Annotated in this window: 15 protein-coding genes; 7 read left to right on the forward strand and 8 right to left on the reverse strand. The window is 60.9% G+C overall.

What is annotated here, in order from left to right; all coding sequences use genetic code 11:
* The first annotated feature begins 162 nt into the window (after positions 1–162).
* Genes LOC68_RS13740 through LOC68_RS13765 form a run of 6 tightly spaced genes read left to right on the forward strand, consistent with a single transcriptional unit; the run spans position 163 to position 6,383 of the window.
* Positions 163–1,149, forward strand: coding sequence for a hypothetical protein (locus LOC68_RS13740; RefSeq protein WP_230219541.1), 987 nt, complete (start codon positions 163–165; stop codon positions 1,147–1,149).
* Entirely contained in the window at positions 1,146–2,168 is a 1,023-nt protein-coding gene (locus LOC68_RS13745) for a tetratricopeptide repeat protein (protein WP_230219543.1), read from the forward strand. The genes LOC68_RS13740 and LOC68_RS13745 overlap by 4 nt, the downstream gene beginning before the upstream one ends.
* Positions 2,169–2,178: 10 nt before the next feature.
* Entirely contained in the window at positions 2,179–3,012 is an 834-nt protein-coding gene (locus tag LOC68_RS13750) for a MotA/TolQ/ExbB proton channel family protein (protein WP_230219545.1), read from the forward strand.
* 3 nt (positions 3,013–3,015) lie between these two features.
* A complete protein-coding gene (locus tag LOC68_RS13755; RefSeq protein WP_230219547.1) occupies positions 3,016–3,444 on the forward strand; it encodes an ExbD/TolR family protein in 429 nt (142 codons plus the stop codon).
* Positions 3,444–3,890, forward strand: a complete 447-nt coding sequence (locus LOC68_RS13760) for a biopolymer transporter ExbD (protein ID WP_230219555.1) — start codon at positions 3,444–3,446, stop codon at positions 3,888–3,890. Before LOC68_RS13755 ends, LOC68_RS13760 begins: the two co-directional genes overlap by 1 nt.
* Positions 3,891–3,899: 9 nt before the next feature.
* Positions 3,900–6,383 (forward strand): hypothetical protein, encoded by a 2,484-nt coding sequence (locus LOC68_RS13765; protein ID WP_230219557.1) that lies wholly within the window; start codon positions 3,900–3,902, stop codon positions 6,381–6,383.
* Positions 6,384–6,581: 198 nt separating this feature from the next.
* On the opposite strand, the gene LOC68_RS13770 is transcribed toward LOC68_RS13765, so the two are convergent.
* The 8 genes from LOC68_RS13770 to LOC68_RS13805 all read right to left on the reverse strand — a co-directional run bounded on the left by LOC68_RS13770 (position 6,582) and on the right by LOC68_RS13805 (position 14,381).
* Entirely contained in the window at positions 6,582–7,046 is a 465-nt protein-coding gene (locus LOC68_RS13770; RefSeq protein ID WP_230219559.1) for a hypothetical protein, read from the reverse strand.
* A gap of 20 nt (positions 7,047–7,066) precedes the next feature.
* Positions 7,067–7,972, reverse strand: coding sequence for a DUF1559 family PulG-like putative transporter (locus LOC68_RS13775; protein ID WP_390623364.1), 906 nt, complete (start codon positions 7,970–7,972; stop codon positions 7,067–7,069).
* 179 nt (positions 7,973–8,151) lie between these two features.
* The gene (locus LOC68_RS13780; protein WP_230219563.1) at positions 8,152–9,027 is read right to left on the reverse strand and encodes a ThuA domain-containing protein; all 876 of its coding nucleotides are present in this window, start codon (positions 9,025–9,027) and stop codon (positions 8,152–8,154) included.
* A gap of 57 nt (positions 9,028–9,084) precedes the next feature.
* The gene (locus LOC68_RS13785) at positions 9,085–9,696 is read right to left on the reverse strand and encodes a thioredoxin family protein (RefSeq protein WP_230219565.1); all 612 of its coding nucleotides are present in this window, start codon (positions 9,694–9,696) and stop codon (positions 9,085–9,087) included.
* A gap of 248 nt (positions 9,697–9,944) precedes the next feature.
* Positions 9,945–11,825 carry a pilus assembly protein TadG-related protein gene (locus tag LOC68_RS13790; RefSeq protein ID WP_230219572.1) on the reverse strand — a complete coding sequence of 627 codons (1,881 nt, stop codon included), beginning with the start codon at positions 11,823–11,825 and terminating at the stop codon, positions 9,945–9,947.
* A 53-nt stretch (positions 11,826–11,878) separates the two neighbouring features.
* Entirely contained in the window at positions 11,879–12,358 is a 480-nt protein-coding gene (locus LOC68_RS13795) for a TadE/TadG family type IV pilus assembly protein (RefSeq protein ID WP_230219574.1), read from the reverse strand.
* A 50-nt stretch (positions 12,359–12,408) separates the two neighbouring features.
* Positions 12,409–12,885 (reverse strand): TadE/TadG family type IV pilus assembly protein, encoded by a 477-nt coding sequence (locus LOC68_RS13800; protein WP_230219576.1) that lies wholly within the window; start codon positions 12,883–12,885, stop codon positions 12,409–12,411.
* A 443-nt stretch (positions 12,886–13,328) separates the two neighbouring features.
* Positions 13,329–14,381, reverse strand: coding sequence for a twin-arginine translocation signal domain-containing protein (locus tag LOC68_RS13805; protein WP_230219578.1), 1,053 nt, complete (start codon positions 14,379–14,381; stop codon positions 13,329–13,331).
* A 101-nt stretch (positions 14,382–14,482) separates the two neighbouring features.
* Between LOC68_RS13805 and LOC68_RS13810 the strand changes: the two genes are divergently transcribed.
* Positions 14,483–17,488 carry a DEAD/DEAH box helicase gene (locus LOC68_RS13810; protein ID WP_230219580.1) on the forward strand — a complete coding sequence of 1,002 codons (3,006 nt, stop codon included), beginning with the start codon at positions 14,483–14,485 and terminating at the stop codon, positions 17,486–17,488.
* Positions 17,489–17,600 lie beyond the last annotated feature (112 nt).

The raw sequence follows: 17,600 nt of genomic DNA on the forward strand, positions 1-17,600 counted from the left end.
AAAATTGTTTCAAAATCCGAAAACGGGGCATAATACGTAAGTGGGACGACGCCGCTAGCAGCGGTGATGGCTTATCCAACGTTGACCCCAGGTAAGCGTCCCTCTAGAATCCGCGCCGAGAGCGCGTTTCTCCTTTTCCCAACAACAACTTACGACCGTCCGATGATTACGCCGATCCATCCGCCTGAGGCCGAGAGCGAGAAAGCCGCGCGCCGCTTTGCGATGCCGGCTTGGGCGATGTCGATGCTGGTCCATGTGACGATCATCGTAGTGTTGGCGATCACCATCCGCACCACACCTCGCGGCGCGGCGAGCGAACCAAGCCGCAGCGGCGGCATCGTGCTGGCCGAACGCTCGGACGGCCGGACTGAATATGTCGACGGCGATTCCGATGACAACGAGTCGGCCGCCAGCTCCACGTCGACCGCCGATTCGTCCCTCTCCGAAAGTTTACCGTCGGTCGATCAGCCCCCGCTTGATATGGCCGGCTTCCTGCCGACCGGCGACGCGGGAGACGCCGCCTCGCAGACGTCAGGCTTGCCCAGCGCAAGCGGACTCACCGGCGGTGGAGGAGGAAGCAAAGCGGGTCTCGACGGCGCCGGCAAGACGCGAGTCTTCGGCATCGAAGGAACCGGCAGCAAGTTCGCCTACGTCTTCGATCGCTCCGGCAGCATGGGGAACTCCGCCGGACGTCCGCTCGCCGCGGCGAAGAGCGAACTCCTGACGAGCCTCCGCGATCTCGACAAGCTCCATCAGTTTCAAATCATCTTCTACAACGAAGAGCCGCGCGTCTTCAATCCGCTCGGCGGCACGCCGCGGCTGATGTTCGCGGACGATCAAGGAAAAGCGCTCGCCGAACAATTCGTCGGCAGCATCTCGGCGACCGGCGGGACCAACCATCTCAAGGCGCTCCACATGGCGCTGCAGATGAACGCCGACGTCATCTTCTTTTTGACCGACGCCGACGGTTCGCCCACCGAAGAGGAGATGGCCGACATCCGCCGCCGCAACCGGAGCGCCGTGATCAACACCATCGAGTTCGGCGTTGGCCCGTGGGACGGACGCCGGAACTTCCTGGTTCGCCTGGCCGAGGAAAACGGGGGACAACACGCCTACGTCGATACCTCGAAGTTGAGGCCGCGCCGTTGAACCTCGTTCGCCTTAGTCTGATCGCACTGCTGACGCTCGGCAGCGCCGTCGTCGCCGTTGCGGAAGATCGCGTCTATCTCCAGCGCAGCGTCGAATCCCGCGCGCCCGAAGTTTACGTCGGCCAGATCAACGATTACACCGGCGAAACGCTGACGATGACGACTCTCAGCGGGCGCCAGATCGAGATCCCGGCCGCCAAAGTGGCGAAGGTCGAGTCCGACTGGTCCGAGCAGATGCGCCAAGCGCAAGCGCTGTTCGCCCAAAAGAAATTCGCCGAGGCCGAGATCGCGTTCCAAGAAGCGTATCGCGCGGAAATGCGGCCGTGGGTCAAACGGCTGCTGATCGCCGAGACCGCACGTTGCCGGCGCAATCTCGGCCGTAACGACGCCGCCGGCGACGCCTTCTTGGCGTTGGTCGCGTCCGATCCCTACACGCCGTACCTCGATGCAATGCCGCTTGCCTGGAAGACCGGCGAGCCGGACGTCAACTTGCATCGCGCCGCGATCGGCTGGCTCGAGAGAAGCGATTCCCCCTACGCCCAGTTGATGGGCGCCAGCTTCCTCTTGAGCGCCGCCGAACGAACGCAAGCGATCGCCGTGCTCCAGAGATTAAAGACGTCGGCCCCGGCCGAATTGGCGATCCTGGCGGACATGCAGCTCTGGCGGACCGAACCGCCGGTTAAGGACGCCGACAAAGTCGCCGCCCGCCGCAAACAGCTTGAACGTCTGCCGTCCAACGTGCAAAGCGGACCACGACTATTGCTAGGCGACGCGCTGGCCCGCGACGATCAACACGAACAAGCGACGATCGAGTATCTACGGATCCCGATTCTCGACAACGTCGACCGACCGCTGGCGGCCGAAGCGCTGCTGCGAGCCGGCAAACAACTCGAAACGATGGGACGCCCCGCCCAAGCGAAGCGTCTCTATCGCGAAATCATCACCGACTACCCCGCCGCTGGCGCAATTGGGCGCGAAGCCTCTGCGCGGATGGAAAAAGCTGGCGACGAAGCGCCGTAAGGAGACGAACTTGGCGAACTTGACCCGTATTATGATCTGGTCCCTCGCGCTGATGCTGATCGGCGGCGGCTACTGGTTCACCACGCAGCAGCCGTCGGCCGCCAACTTGCTGATGGCGCAAGACGCCGCAGCGCCGGCTGGCACTACGCCAGTCGAAACGGCGCCGGCCGCGCCGCCGCAAGGGACCGGCTTTATCGACATCCTCCTCTCGGGCGGGATCGTCGGCAACTTGATCATGCTGTTGCTCCTTGCGCTGTCGCTCACCGCGGCCTACCTGGTGTTCGAACATGCGATGGCGATTCGCCACAAAGAGCTTTCCCCGCCCGGAGTCGCGGACGAAGTGCGCGATCTGCTGGTCGCCGGCAACGTGAAAGAGGCGGAGAAAGTTTGCCACGCCCATCCCAGCTTCCTCACCTTCGTCCTGCTCAGCGGCATCGCCGAACTCGACAGCGGCTGGAGCGGCGTCGAGAAGGCGCTCGAGGACTCGGTCGCCGAGCAATCGGCGCGGCTCTTCCGCAAGATCGAGTATCTCTCGGTGATCGGCAACATCGCGCCGATGGTCGGGCTCCTCGGCACGGTAACCGGGATGATCTTCGCCTTCCAGCAGGTCGCCAGCACGCAAGGCGCCGCCGGCGCTGCCGACCTGGCGGAAGGGATTTATCAAGCGCTCGTCACCACGGTGGGCGGGCTTCTCGTCGCGATTCCATCGCTTGGCGCCTTCGCCGTCTTCCGCAACTGGGTCGACGAACTGGTCGCCGAATGCGCGTACGAAGCGCAGCAGGTCTTCACTCCGCTCAAACGTCGCCGTCGTCAGGCGGCCGCCGCCGCTCCGGGGAGAACGTAGCGGATGAAGATCCACGCCAACCTGCGGCCAGGACAATTCGATTTCAACATGACGCCGATGATCGACGTCGTGTTCCTGTTGATCATCTTCTTTCTCGTCTCGAGCCATTTGGCGAAGCAGGAAAGCCAGTTGCCGCTGCCGCTGCCGACCGCCGAAACGGGAACCGAGATCGTCGACGATCAAAGTCCGCGGGTGGTGGTTAACGTCGAGCGCGATGGAAAAATCTTGCTCGCCGGCAAAGCGGTAACGCTGGAAGAGATCGGCAAGCGGCTGGAGTTTCAGCGCGGCCAGTCAGGCGACGACTTGGAAGTCCGCATCCGCTGCGATCGCAACGTGCCGTATGAATACGTCAAACCGATCATGCTGGCCGCCGCCGAGGCCGGCGTCTGGAACGTCAACTTCGCCGTGATCCGGAAGGAGGATGCTCGCTGATGCGCCGCGTTTCTCCTTACATGGACCGCCAAAGTTTGCAGATCGCGATGACGCCGATGATCGACGTCGTCTTTCTGCTGCTGGTCTTCTTCCTTTGGACCGCCAGTTTCCAAGTAGTCGAGTATTCGCTCCCCAGCACGATCACGCCGCCGATGGGGACCGGCGCCAACGTCCAGCCGCCGCCGGAGATGGCCGACTTCGAGCAAGTGGTGGTTCGCCTGACGATGGAAAACGATCGCCTGGTCTGGAAGGTGAACGATCAACCGCGCTACAAGCTCCCCGAAGTCCGTCAGCTGATGCAAGTGCTGGCCACGATCAAAAACGACGTGCCGCTGGTGATCGACGCCGACGGCACGGTCGGCGTGGGAGACGTGATCGACATCTACGACCTGGCTCGCGAACTCAACTTTCAAGACATTCAATTCGCCGTCGACGCGAAAAGCTAACCGATCGTCATGCTGCAACTTCGGATAATTCGCCTTTTCGTTTGCCTGGCGCTGCTGTTCTGCGCTGGCGCTACTTTGGCGGACGATTCGGCCAACGTGCGATTGATCACCGGTCTGAGACAACGGCAACTTTATGAGTTGGCGGAAAAGTACGCCGCCGAGCAGTTAGTCGCGCCCAATCAAGATCCGGCCGAGCGGGCCGTTCTGGCAGGCGAGTTGATCCGTACCTTCGCGGCCCATGCTCTCAATTCGCCGACCGGCGAGCGAAACCGTTGGTGGGACGCCGCGCAGCGCGTGCCGGCTGAATTCGCGCGGCAGTTCGGCGGCGATCCGCGGCAAGTGCTGGTCGAAGCGCAAGCCGCGCTGGCGAACCTCACCCACGCCGAACAGATTCGGCAAGAGTCGGAACTTGGCGCCCCTGGCGCCGAGCCGGTCGAGCAAACGCAGTTGCTTCTCCGTAAATCGATCGCTCAGTTGGAAGGGCTGATCGCCGAAGCGAAACGGCTTGGCATCGCCGCCGAAATGCAGCGCGGCACGCCGGGGCTATCGGCCGAAGAGCTGACCGGTCTGTCGCGCAACTTGCAGTTTGAACTGGCCCGCGCGCTCGAGAATCAGGCCCTCACCTATCCGCCGGAAAGTCTCGATCGGCAGAACTCGCTGTTGCTCGCGCTGCAGACGCTCGATCCCCTGACAAAGCTCGGCGACAAGTCGCCGATTACCTGGCCGAGTCGCTTGGCCCAGATTCGAATGCTACGACTGTTGGAACGCTATGCCGATGCGGACGGCGCCATTACGGCGCTCGCCGCCGATTCTCCGCCGGCCGAAGTGCTGCTGAAAGCGAAGGCGGAACAAATCCTGTTAGCAATCGACGCGGGGCAACTCGACGTCGCCCAGAAGTTGATCTCGCAAGGACGGACCCTGCAAGGGGTCACTTCGCCGGAGCTCGACTTCGCCTACTTCCAGACCTACATCGCCCTCTGGCAAGCGGCGGCCAAAAACGGCGACGCCACCGCGCAGAGGTGGCAAACGCAAGCGTCGGCGGTCATCCGCGATCTCGAACAATTGTACGGCCCCTACTGGTCGCGTCGCGCCGAACTGCTGCTGACGCAAAACGCCCAGTCGGCCGGCACCAAAGATATCGATCTCTTGCAACGAACCGCCGACGGCTACTATCGCCGCGAACAATACGAAGACGCAATCGCCACCTACGATCGTGCGGCCGCGGCCGCCGCAGAAGAAAAGGATTCGGCCCGCGAGTTTCAGCTGCGGCAAACTTCGGCCGCCGTCCTGGCGAAACTACAACGCTACGGCGACGCGTCGAAGCGCCTCCGACAGCTGGCCAATCTCTTTCCGTCGCAGGAAGGCGCCGACGAAACGCATCTGACCGCCGCCTACTACCAGTCGCTCGCGATGCGAGCAGATCCGAGCATCGACGGCAAAACGTACGTCGATCAACTGCGGGAACAATTGATTCATTGGCCGACCGGCGCCGCGTCGTACACGGCGCGAATCTGGCTCGCCCAATATCAATTGGCCGCCGGCGAGCCGCGAGATGCGTTCGATACGCTGTTGCCGATTCCACCCGACTTCGCCCAAGCGGCCGATGCGGCGATCCTGGCGGCGACCGCCGTGCGCGATCAGTACGCGAAAGGGGGCGCCGCCGGAGAAGTCTTGCCGCGTGACGTCGCGAAGGCGCGCAAGTTTTTAGAAAGCTACGCACTCACCTCTCCGTCGATCGAAGCGCGACGTACCGCGGCCGAATCGCTCGCCGAATTGCTTCTCTTCTACACGCCTGACGGCTATCCGACGGCGCAAACGACGATTCGTCTGGCGTTGCAAGCCGATCCCGACGCTCCCGCCGATTGGCGCAGCCGGATGCAATCGCTGCTGGTCGTCGCGCTGGCCGGCGGCGGAGATCAACAAGGCGCCGCGGCGGCCTTGTCCGAAGTGAGCGGCGGCGAGCCGGAGAAGCTGTATCAGATGATCGCCGCGCTCCAGCAGATCAGCCAAACCGCCGGCGGCGACGCCAAACAGAAACTTGCGCAGCTCGAGCTGCAAGCGATCCAACAACTCAAACCGCGCGCGGCTCAACTTTCGCCGACCCAACAAGCGCGACTGCAAAAGTTCGAAGCCGAAGCGCTCGCCGCCTCTGGCGATCGAAACTCGGCCCTCACCGAAATGCGCGGCGTCGTGGCGGCTCGGCCAAAGGATGTGCAGTTGCAAGTCGCCCTGGCCGAACTTCTCGCTACCGACGGAACCGCCGCCGAGCAGCGCGAAGCGCTCGGCATCTGGCGCCTGATCGGGTCTCGCATGAGCCAACCGCAATCCGATCGCTGGTACCAGGCCAAATACGAAACGGCCCGGCTGCAAATCGCTCTTGGCGAAAAAGAAGAAGCAGGCAAACTGCTCCTCTACCTGCAAACGCTCTACCCCGACCTCGGCGGCGCCAAGTGGAAGCCGAAGTTCCAGCAGTTGAGCACGTCGTTGAAGTAACCGTCATTGGTTAGCCGCGACAGCTCCGCTGTCGGGGCGGCGTAGCCGTCAGAAGCATCAAAGCCCGGTCGACGCTAGTGGAGATCGGCAAAGTCGATTGATCTAGTGAACCGCCGAAAAACCGCGTACCGCGGCTCGATGCTTCCTGCCGACGATGTCGGCCCCGATAGCCGCAGCTATCGGGGCTAACCATTTCGTTTAGAAACCAGGGTCATCCCCCAGCGCTCGCGGATCGTACGATTTCACGTTCGTCTTGAGCGGGCCTTCCAATTCGATCTTCAGCGAATCGGTCGGACCGTCGACTTTGGCCGTCAGGCCAGAGGTCGACAGATCCTGGTATTTCTCGGGGATCAGCGAAGCCGGATTGCCGCCGCGTCCGATCGCATTGACCGTCACGCTCACTTCATGCGTGCCGACGACCGCGCCATCCCCTTCTTCGTACGTCGTTAACGTAAAGCGGCCGGTACTGCCGTCGATCTTGCCGATCGCCGGGCGACCGCTGGGAGGGGCGAGCGTGATAAAGCCATCCACGCCCGCTTTCATCGGTTCTCCATCGACGAATACCGTCCCCGAGACGGGGACGATCTTTTCGGTTCTACCGCCGCAGCCGATCGCCGCAATCGCAGCCAGCGCGATCGCGGACCACATAGTCATTCGCAACATGGATCGTTTCCCTTTCCGCCTTAGTACGACTTGGGCACGCCCGAGTCGCGACGACCGAGATTGCGATAGACGGTCAGGTTGATCGTTTCGGCAATGAAGGAGACCGAACCGTCGCCAAAGCCGAAGTTGGCGCCGCCCGGATGACGGCTGGCGAACGCGGCGTTCAGCGGAATGCCGTAGGGGCTGGTCGTTTCGCCTAGGCCCGGGTACGTGTTGACCGGGTTACGAGTCGAACGGAGCGAATCTTCCAAGCGACCGGCGGTCGCCCAGCGATTGCGGCCCCGCTGGTCATCGCCGTCGACGACCTCACCGATGACGAAGACGTTCGTCAAGCCGTCGGTCGCGTCGGCAATTTTCTTCGAGTCGCGATAGATGAACATGCCGCTGTTTTCCCACTTCACTTTCGAGCCGATCCCTTGGTCTGGACCGTAGTGACCCGAGCAAAACGCATAGCTGGAGGTCGCCCAATCTTTGCCGCTCAGGTTGACCGTTTCCGGCATGATCGAGCTGGGGCAGACGAAAGCGTCGGGACGCTGCGACAGGACGGTCGTCGAGAGGTTCGCGGGATACGCACTGCCCGGTCCATAGGGAGCGAACTGATCGTATAGATTCTGTTGTTCCAGCTGCGGCAGCAGTAACACGAAGCCGCTGGTGCCGGGGCCGTTGGTCGGGCTGCAAGCGCCGTCGCACCCTACGCGTCCGGTCGGGAAGACCTTGAACGAGGACTCGTAGTTATGCAGCGCAAGCACAAGCTGTTTGATGTTGTTGGTGCATGACATGCGCCGAGCCGCTTCGCGGGCCTGCTGGACTGCCGGAAGCAACAAAGCAATGAGGACGCCAATGATTGCGATCACAACCAACAGCTCCACAAGCGTAAAAGCGTTTCTTTTTTCCATAAACGAGCCTACGGGATATGAGATGAACATAGAAAAGGCAGATTCGCGCCGATTATTGTGACTCTTCTCGAAATCAGATAGGCAAAAAACTCAACCAATCAGAACTTTTGCGGGAATTACCCCGTTCGGAGGAGCTTTGGACACAAAAAAACGGGAGTCGAAAAGATCGACACCCGTCACAGGCAGTATAAGCTTGCTTTTGATTCCCCCTATTTTGACGAACGTTTACTCTCCTCATTGGGGGCTGGGAAGTCGACCGGAACCGGCTGCGTCACCTTGCCGGTGGCGGCCCATTCGGCGCCGCGGCAGAGGGTCGTAATGAAGCCGACGCACTCCATCGAATAGTCGCCGTGCCCCATCGGCGTGTGGAAGATTCGTCCGTCGCCGTAGTCGATCGTCATCAGCATCGGTTCGTGCCGGCCGCTTCCTCCTTTGCCTGGATCGGCGTAAGCGGTCGCCAGGATGTGCATGTTCTCGCCGGGGCCGCGGAGCAGATCGTAAAGTTCGTCCTGCGTGTGCATCCAAGCCTTGGGCATTCCCTTGGTGATCGGGTGCTCGGCGTCGCGCACCACGATCTGAAACGGATGCTGTGCGCCATGATGGCCGCCGCCGCCGGCGTCGGTATTGCGGACCAGCTTTTCCTCTTTGTCGAAGTAGACGTAGGGGCCGGACTTCTCGTTGCGTCCGCCCCAACCGCCGAGGCCGATGATCCGATTGTATTCGGGCCAATCGCCGAAGGCGTTGTTCGCGGCGTGCACGACGACGAAACCGCCGCCGTTCTTCACGTAGTCGACAAACGCTTCTTGCGTCCCTTTCGGCCAGGCCTGACCGTTGTAGTTGCTGATGACGACGTCGTAGTTCTTAAACTCCGGCGCGTAGCCTTCCGTCGATTTCGGCTCGGTCGTCGCCACATCAACGGTAAAGAGTCCCGTCGCGATCAGATCGGCTTTCATCATCTGCGTCGTCTTCGGCCAGACGCCATGATTGTTTTGCCCGTCGAGGATCAGCGCTTTCAGTTTGGCCTCTTCCGCGAGTCCCGGCGCGGCGAGCGCCAACAGGCAAAGGAGCGAACAAAGAATCCGCATGGGGAAACTCCAAAGTGCAGGGTAGGGGGGGGAGGAAATTGAGCTGGCCCGCGACGACTATCGTCGCGAACGTTTGTACCGAATATTGCAACCGATCGCGATCGTCTCGGTTTTCTCCGGACGCTGGCCCTGAAGCGCCGCGTCGATCGCCAGTTGCACGTAATTGGTCTTCGCCTTGTCGGTGTCGGTCGAATCGTCGAGCGCGCCCATGTAGACGATCTCGCGTTTTTTGTTCAGCACGAAGAACTCCGGCGTCCGCGTCGCCCCAAATTGCTTGCCGCTCTCTTGCGAAGCGTCGGTCAGATAGGCGAACGCAAACTTTTTCTCTTCCGCGCGTTCTTTCATCGCGTCGAGCGAATCGTCGGCGGTCAAATTGCAGTTGATCGAAACGACGGCGACTGGGCTGTCAGCCGCGGCGTACTTCGCCGCTAGTTTGTTCAAGCGATCTTCGTAGTCGACGGCGTAGGGACACGTGTTGCACGTGAATGCAACGACGATCACTTCCTTCGCGGCGAGATCAGCGAGCGAGTGCTTCTTGCCGTCGACGCCGGGGAGTTCTTTCCACTCGGGCGCTTTGTCGCCGATGTTCTTGACCGGGTTGTACTCGCCGGCCGAGAGGAGCGAAGCGAAACAACAGAGCGCGATCAAACTGGCGGTACGAGGGAACATAAGCGTCAATCAAGGCGGGAAGCGAATCGGTGAGCCGTTGGTCCCAGTTTAGCCGCTGGCCGCGACAATTTCACCGTCGGCGCGGGGCAAGAAAGACAAAGGCCGCCCTCAGGACAGGGCGGCCTTTGCCGGCAACGGGCAACACACGCAACAAGACTTCGCTTCTTTCTCTTTTCTGCCGGTCTCCAGGGAGGATGGCCGGCGACGACCGAAGTCGCCGCCGACCATCCGGCAGGACACGTCTCACGCTAGTTCGTCTCAAGTTCGTAAACCAATTGCGGCGGCGGAACCTTGGCCGCAATCTTTCCGAACGCGTCTAGCAATTGTTCTTGCATCTCGGCGACGGTCGATCCGCCGGGAACTTCGATGTGAATTCCGCCGCCGGCGTTGGCGATCGCCGACATCAAAGCTCGATCGGCGTCGAGGCCGACGCTCATGGTATGAATCGTCACGCCGTTCTTGCGGGCCTGGACCGCTTCGTAGAAGGCGTACTGTTTCGATCGGTCGCTGGTCGAATAGTCGGCGACGCCGTCGCCGTCCGTGTCGGCGTAATCAGCCCAATCCCAGTCGTACGGCAACGTCCAGTTACTGGGATAACGATTCGCCAGGCCGTCGGTCATGACTAACATGGTCGGGCGCGCTCCGTCCCGCGATTGGCCCGCGAGCAACTGCTTCGCCTCGCTGACGCCATGCCCCATCCCCGTGTACGAACCATAGTGGCCCGCTTGCTTGTGATGTTGGATCAGGTCGAGCGTCGCATAGTCGTCGCTGATATTGTCGCCGCCGAGCGTCGCGTAAACGCCATGCTCGTTGAGCGTATGTTCGACGCGCGAGTTTTCGTCGTACGAGACGATCCCGACCTCGTCGCCGAAATCAAGATCATCCAGGAACGTCAGGAAAAGCGAAAAGCCGTTCTTCACCGCATGGAACGGATAGTGAGGCGCCTTCCAGAGATCAGCCGTTTGCCACGAGTTGTACTTTTTCGCCAGCCAGAAATTGGCCAGCGTAATTCCCCCGTACTTGTTGCGATAACCGGCTTTGATGACGTCCGCGTCGTGGCGGCAATAGTTGATGTATTCGTCCCAACTGCCCGACGCATAAGGATACGGCACATTGTTCACCTGGAACGCCGTTTTCACGGCGGCGTTGGTATCCGCAAACAGCTCGCCGTATCCGCTGCCGTCGCTGGCTTCATTACAGCCCGACTTCACCCAGCACTTGGTAATCACGCGGCCGCTGTAGCTGCCGACGCCAGCGAAGGTCCCCGTCGTTCCCTGGTGCAGGTCATCGAATTTGTAGCGGTAGCCGTCGTCAAACTCCAAGACGACGTTGGATAGGTCCTTCGTCGACTCGGCGTAGATCTCGGTCCCTTTGAACGTGACCTTGATCTGCGGCATGCAACCGATCGTCGGCGCCGCGCCAACAATGGTCAGGTACTCCGGTTCGACCGGAAAGCCGCCGACGTTCGGATTCATCGAAGTGAAGATCTCACGCAGGTTTTCCGTAATCGCCGGCTCGCCCAGGCGATCGATTGCCCGGAACTGGCTGTCGTCGTTCATCGAACCGGAGAAGTCGAGCACGACCACCAGGTCCCGGGCTTCGACGAAGGCGGTGGCCTTCGTCACAAGCGGCACCGACGGCACGCCGACCGCCCAACCAAACGCCAGCGGCACGCGACCGTCCGGAGCCGTCAGGTCAGTCTGATCGCGATGCGCTTCGACCTTCACCACGTTGTATGGTGCAGCGTTCCAAGCGTACGTCCACTCGCCGGAACTTGCGTCGTAAGTTCGCTTACCGAAGACGATGTCGCGATCGGCGTTCAGGTAAACGCCGTTCGCCGCAGCGACGTCGACCGCCATTTGCTTGGCGTGCGTGATGGAAATCGAATTGGGGTCGTTCCCATTTTCGCCCGCGTCGGCGACGGCCGCCGTAATCTCTTGCGACGCGGCCAGGGCTGCGGCGTCTACGCCGTTTTGCATCCGGGCCTGTTCGAGCGAAATCAGCCCCGTGTCGATCCCGAACGAAATGAAGGCGAAGAGAACGACCAACACGATAGCGGCCAACACAACGAACACCCCTTTGCGAGGCGTTCGGCGGCGGCTCTCGTCAGATGCGAAACGCGGCGTCATGATATTTCCCCCAGTTGGCTTATGAAAAAGGACGTGTCGGCAACAACAAGCGATTACTGCACGATCGTGCTCTTGGCGTTGCGAAATACGACCTTGCTGACCATTTTCAATGGGTTGTCGGCGTCGGTATCGGAAGGAACCAACGGAGTGAGCGGCACTTCAATTCGCAGTTCAAACAATTGCAAATCGTTGGCCGGATCATCCAGATCGAATTCGGCGCCTGGCTGGTCGGGAAACTCAATAAACACGTCGATCTTATCCGGATCGAATCCAGCGGCCGTCAGCGTATTTTGAACGTCTTGCTTGACCTTGTCGTTCGACGCGATCCCTTGCGATAGCCATTCCGAACGATCCATCGAGCCGAGACGAGCGCCGTCGCGGGCGGCTTGCGTCATCACCGCTTGAGAGTCGAATAGCCGACCTCCCTGCAACAGTCCGATCAGCATCAGAAAGAAGAGCGGGGCCATCACGGCGAATTCGACGGTCGCCGTTCCGCGGCGGTTTTCCGGGGGTTTTCGACGTTTGCGTACCATGAGGGCTCTCCTCTGCGAGTGCGGTGTTCGTGACGACGTAAGCGATCGAGCTATTCGTGCCGGGTGATCGCCTGACCGCCCAGGACTACATCCGCCAGCCAAGGCTGGGGAAAGATCGTTACGTCGCCATAACGGACGGTAGCGCGGACCAGAAACATCTGCCGCGTTTCGGCTTCAGAGAGTTCGATGTCAGGCAGAGCGGCCCATTCATCGGAATCGGCGGGCAGAACGCCGCCGTCATCGAAAAAGCTGGCGTCTTTGATCTGTAGCGTCACGGCGTCCAGATTGACCGCCGACTTCATTTGATTGCGAGCGTAGTCGGCGACCTCGTCGGTGGTCGCACCGCTGGCCGCTCCCCAGCGAGCCGCGTTTCGGCAGGAGTTCTTCAGCACATTCGAGACCATCGTCGCGTGGCCGAATTCCATGATCGCGAATACGAACAGGAAAAATACCGGCAACACGAAGGCGGTTTCGACAATCGTCGCGCCGCGACGATCAGCAGGTCGTACTTTACGTACTCGAAGCATGCGAAGCGCGTCTCGGAAAAGGAATCGACTCAGAAAAGGGACGCCCACCAGCGAGCGCCGGCGGCCAAACTGACCGCCATCAGAAACGTAGGTCAATTCGCCGCCGAAAGTCGGTGAAGAATGGAGAAAACTTGATAGATTTCCGCTTAGCCGGGTTGTAACGATTGTGCCGGCGGAAGAATGAGGATCGCACGCGCAATCAATCGTAGGGTGGGTGGAGCAAGCGCGAAAGCGTCGCCAAGGTTAACGAGGTTATTCGCTTGCGCAACCCACCTTCGGCATCGCACGTCGCAAGGTGGGTTGCGTAAGCGTGGCGAATTGTTCGAGAATCGACGCTCCTTTCCGCTTGCTTCACCCACCCTTACAAATAGTGCCGAACAACAAAAAAACGGCGCCAACCGAAGTTGGCGCCGTTTGCGACGTTCGATATTGAAAAGCGGCTCTTAGCCCACCTTCTTCAGCAGCGAGACCCGCCCGCCGACGACCCATTCGGCCAGGTAAATGTTGCCGGCCGCGTCGAAGGTCGCGCCGTGCGGGTGAACGAATTTGCCGTCAACCCATTTGTCGCGCTGCGAACGAACGCGGCGACCATTGGCGTTGACCGCGCTGCGCCACTCGGCGTCGTCGTCCAGATAGGTGATGACGTTGTTGTCTTTGTCGAGCAGCGTCAGACGCGAATCGAGTTCGCCGACCAGCAGCACTTCTCCCTGCACGTCGAGCGACGACGGGTAGACCAGGTTGTCGACGTAGCTGATGTGCTCGCCATCGAGCGTGAAGTATTGCAGGCGATTGTTGGCGCGATCGGTCACGCAAAGCGACGGCTCGCGACCCGGACGCGTATCGACGTACAACCCGTGCGGGCAATTCAATTGCCCCGGCTGACTTCCGCGACCGCCAAAGCTGCGGACCCAGTTGGCGTCGGCGTCATACTGGTGGACGTAGTTCGAACCATACCCGTCGCCGACATAAAAACCGCCGTCGGCCGCCAGCGCGATGTTGGTCGGCGTGTACTTGCCGGGGTTGTCATACTTGCCCGATTCCGTCGGGAAACCCTTCTTCCACACGATTTCGCCGTTCAGATCGAGCTTGGCGATCTGGTGATTCTTGACGTCGCTCAGATAGAGGAACTCTTGGCCGTTTTCGGCACGCAGGTCGAGACCATGACCGCCGCCGTGGAATTCTTTGCCGAACGAGCGAACGTATTTGCCGTCGGTATCAAACGCCACGATCGCGTCCATCACGTTGGGACCGCCGTTCTGGTGCGTAATATAAATGAGGCCGCTTTTGTCGATCGCCACGTCGTGCGTCGCGCCCCACTGGATGCTGCTCGGCAGTTCGCCCCAGTAGTGATGGCATTCGTAGACGAATTCCCCCGAGCCGACCCGCAGCGGGGCCGAGCCCGACTTGTTTTCGGCGTGAAGAAACAGCGGAGTCGCGGCAACCGTTGCGGCGGCGGCGGTCGTTTGAAGAAATTGTCGTCGAGTCGGTGAAGACATGCGGCGGGAATCCTCTCTGCGGATAAACTTAGGAAGGCGTCTAGGCCGGTGGTAATCCAGAATTTCTGTACGCAATCTTTCATTTTACGAGAACTCGCCTGATGGCCAACGCCCAATTCCCGCAAGTTCGCTTCCGCGGAAAATTGCGCCCTTCACAGCAAGATGTGGTGGACATTGCCCGCAAAAGCCTCGACGCAGGCGAGCGTCAGCTCTATGTGGTCGCCCCGCCCGGGTCGGGAAAAACGGTACTTGGCCTCTATCTCTGGGCTGAGTGCGTGCAGCGTCCGGCGCTAGTTCTCTCTCCCAATTCGGCCATTCAAATGCAATGGGCCGCCCGCACCGACATGTTCGATCAGTCTCCGCCTGGCGGTGAATTGGCCAGCACTGATCCCACGGCGCCTGGTCTCCTCACGTCGCTCACCTACCAATCGGTCACGCTGCCCCGTCGCGGCGACGATGGGCTTGATGACGCGGCGTTTGAGCTGTGGCAAAGTCGCCTGATCGAAAAAGACGCCGCCCGCGATCCAGAGGAAGCCCGCATCTGGATCCGCGATCTGAAAAAGCACAATCGCAACTACTACGACCAACGTCTCTCCGCCTATCGCAAAGAAGTCCGCGACGAAGCGAGCCTGCGGGGCGAAACGCTCGACATGCTCCATCGCTCGTCGCTCGCGACCCTCGATCGGCTCAAAGCGCAAGAGATCGGGCTGATCATTCTCGACGAATGTCATCACCTGGTCGGTCACTGGGGACGGGTCTTGGCCGACGCCGCGGCGATGTTCAACAATCCGGTCATCCTCGGCCTGACGGCGACGCCCCCCGACGTCGACAACAAGTCGCCGCAAGACTTTGAGCGCTACACCACCTTCTTCGGCCCGATCGACTACGACGTCCCGGTTCCGGCAGTCGTCAAAGATGGCTTCCTCGCGCCGTATCAAGACCTGGCCTACTTCGTCCGTCCCAGCCAAGACGAACTCCGCTATGTCGCCAGCGCCGATGATCTGCTGCACGAGATCGTCGCACTCGCCAGCGGAACCGAGAAAGAAGTCGCGCCGCCGGTAAAAGCCGCCGCGCGCAAGCCTGCCAAGCCGCCGAAGCCGGTTTCCAGCGAAGAAGAAGAGGCGCCGATCAAGCTGCTTGATCTTTCGGACCTGCAAGTGATCGGTTCGGCCGAAGCGGCATACACTGAAGAGCCAAACGCGGAACCGACCGTCGCCACCGATCCCGTTGCCGAGCCGGCCGAAGAAGTTGAGACGGTGCCTGGCGCTCCGCGCGTCCCGCCGCTGCCGACCTGGCTTTACAACAGCCTGGCCGAAAAGAAGCATGCCGCGCAGAAGTACAACAACTGGTCGGCGTTCGAACGCCGCGATCCCGAATTCGCCGCGGCGGCTCGTCTCTTTCTGCAAATGCGCGAGCTGGAGCTTCCGCCGGACGTTCCGCCGGCCCAGTGGGATCCAGCCGCCGAAGCGCCGGAGATGGCGATTCTCGTTCCGGTCCTCGATCGCTACGTCCGGCACGCGCTCCGCCGCTCGGCCAATGAAGAAGACCATCAACTCGGCCGCGATATCATCGCCCGCTTGCGGATGCTCGGCGTGCAGATCACCGAAACCGGCTGCCAGGCCTGCGCTTCGCCGGTCGGCCGCGTGTTGGCTTACTCGCGTGAAAAAGCCCAGGCCGTCATTCCGATTCTCCATGCCGAGATGAAGGCGCTCGGCGATTCGATCCGCGCGATCGTCGTCGCCGACTACGAGAAGACCGCCGCGGTCATGCCGGAGACCGCCGATCTGCTCGACGAAGAAGCCGGCGGCGCCGTCGCCGCCTTCCGCACGCTGCTCAAGGACGAACAAACCGATCGTCTGCAACCGATTCTCGTGACCGGCTCCAGCGTCCTGATCGACGATGACCTCCAGCCGCAGTTTGATCATGTCGCCCATGCGTGGCTGCAGAAGGAAGGCTTTCAGGTCAATCTCGACTACGCCGAAGAAGAAGGATTCTGCGTCGTCCGCGGTGAAGGCGCCGACTGGTCGCCGCGGGTTTACATCGAGATGATCACCGAACTTTTCCAGCAAGGGGTGACCCGCTGTCTGGTCGGCACGCGCGGTTTGCTCGGCGAAGGTTGGGACGCCAACAAGATCAACGTTTTGATCGATTTGACGACCGTCACGACCAGCATGTCGGTCCGCCAGCTCCGCGGGCGATCGTTCCGGCTCGACCCGGCCGTTCCCGAGAAAGTCGCCAACAACTGGGACGTCGTCTGCATCGCGCCGGAGTTCAGCAAAGGGCTGGACGACTACGCCCGATTCCGCAAAAAGCATGACAACACCTTCGGCGTCACCGACGACGGCGAGATCGAAAAAGGGGTCGGCCATGTTCACGCCGCGCTGACCGATTTGCGACCGGAGCTGCTGGAAGACTCGATTCCGCTCCTCAACGGCGACATGCTCAAGCGGGCCGAAATGCGAGCCACCGCCCGAAAGCATTGGAAGATCGGCGAGCCGTACCATGGCGAACCGCGGTCGACGCTCGAAGTCAAACTCGATCGCGACGAACGCGAGAACGGAGGCTTCCCGCCGTTCAAGTCGAAGGGAGAAGTCTGGAGCGACGACTCGCTGGTGATGAGCGTCGGAACCGCGATTCTCTCGGCCCTGGCCGAAACGAAACAGATCTCTCCCTCCGCGCGACCGAACGTCAAGTCGCGGGCCGGCGGATACGTCCGGATGTTTTTGGAAGATGCGTCAGAAGAAGATAGTCAACTATTCGCCGCGTCGCTTCGCGAAGCGCTCGGTCCGCTACTTCGCCCGCGCTACGTGATCCCGCGCAAACTCCGTTACTCGCGTCCCACCTTCTGGTCGAAGCTGTTGCCGGAGTTCCTCGGCCAATACCTCGAACAAAAGCATGACGAGATGGTAATGCTCCACGCCGTCCCCACAGCATTGGCGAAGAAAAAAGAGATCGCCGAGGTCTACGAAAAGTACTGGAACCAATTCGTCAGCCCCGGCCAGGCGCTCTACGCCCTCCGCGGCGAAGGAGAAGACCTCCGCATCAAAGCGGAAAAGAAAGGTCTAACCCCACGCGGAACCTACCACGAAAAAGAAGTCTTCTCGTAAACTAGCGCCAATAGTAGCCCGAAGCGCAAGCGAGGGAAATGCGTCCGGAAGAATAGAACACGGAAGCCGCGGCGAAAGAGCACGGATAAACACGGCAAGAGAATAAAAAATA

This window comes from Blastopirellula sediminis (genome assembly GCF_020966755.1).
Classification (GTDB): Bacteria; Planctomycetota; Planctomycetia; order Pirellulales; family Pirellulaceae; genus Blastopirellula; species Blastopirellula sediminis.

Bases quoted from the DNA above. Each gene is read 5' to 3' on its own strand.
- LOC68_RS13740 (WP_230219541.1), top strand. From the start codon at position 163: ATGATTACGCCGATCCATCCGCCTGAGGCCGAGAGCGAGAAAGCCGCG.
- LOC68_RS13755 (WP_230219547.1), top strand. From the start codon at position 3,016: ATGAAGATCCACGCCAACCTGCGGCCAGGACAATTCGATTTCAACATG.
- LOC68_RS13760 (WP_230219555.1), top strand. From the start codon at position 3,444: ATGCGCCGCGTTTCTCCTTACATGGACCGCCAAAGTTTGCAGATCGCG.
- LOC68_RS13765 (WP_230219557.1), top strand. From the start codon at position 3,900: ATGCTGCAACTTCGGATAATTCGCCTTTTCGTTTGCCTGGCGCTGCTG.
- LOC68_RS13770 (WP_230219559.1), bottom strand. From the start codon at position 7,046: ATGTTGCGAATGACTATGTGGTCCGCGATCGCGCTGGCTGCGATTGCG.
- LOC68_RS13775 (WP_390623364.1), bottom strand. From the start codon at position 7,972: ATGTTCATCTCATATCCCGTAGGCTCGTTTATGGAAAAAAGAAACGCT.
- LOC68_RS13780 (WP_230219563.1), bottom strand. From the start codon at position 9,027: ATGCGGATTCTTTGTTCGCTCCTTTGCCTGTTGGCGCTCGCCGCGCCG.
- LOC68_RS13785 (WP_230219565.1), bottom strand. From the start codon at position 9,696: ATGTTCCCTCGTACCGCCAGTTTGATCGCGCTCTGTTGTTTCGCTTCG.
- LOC68_RS13790 (WP_230219572.1), bottom strand. From the start codon at position 11,825: ATGACGCCGCGTTTCGCATCTGACGAGAGCCGCCGCCGAACGCCTCGC.
- LOC68_RS13795 (WP_230219574.1), bottom strand. From the start codon at position 12,358: ATGGTACGCAAACGTCGAAAACCCCCGGAAAACCGCCGCGGAACGGCG.
- LOC68_RS13800 (WP_230219576.1), bottom strand. From the start codon at position 12,885: ATGCTTCGAGTACGTAAAGTACGACCTGCTGATCGTCGCGGCGCGACG.
- LOC68_RS13805 (WP_230219578.1), bottom strand. From the start codon at position 14,381: ATGTCTTCACCGACTCGACGACAATTTCTTCAAACGACCGCCGCCGCC.
- LOC68_RS13810 (WP_230219580.1), top strand. From the start codon at position 14,483: ATGGCCAACGCCCAATTCCCGCAAGTTCGCTTCCGCGGAAAATTGCGC.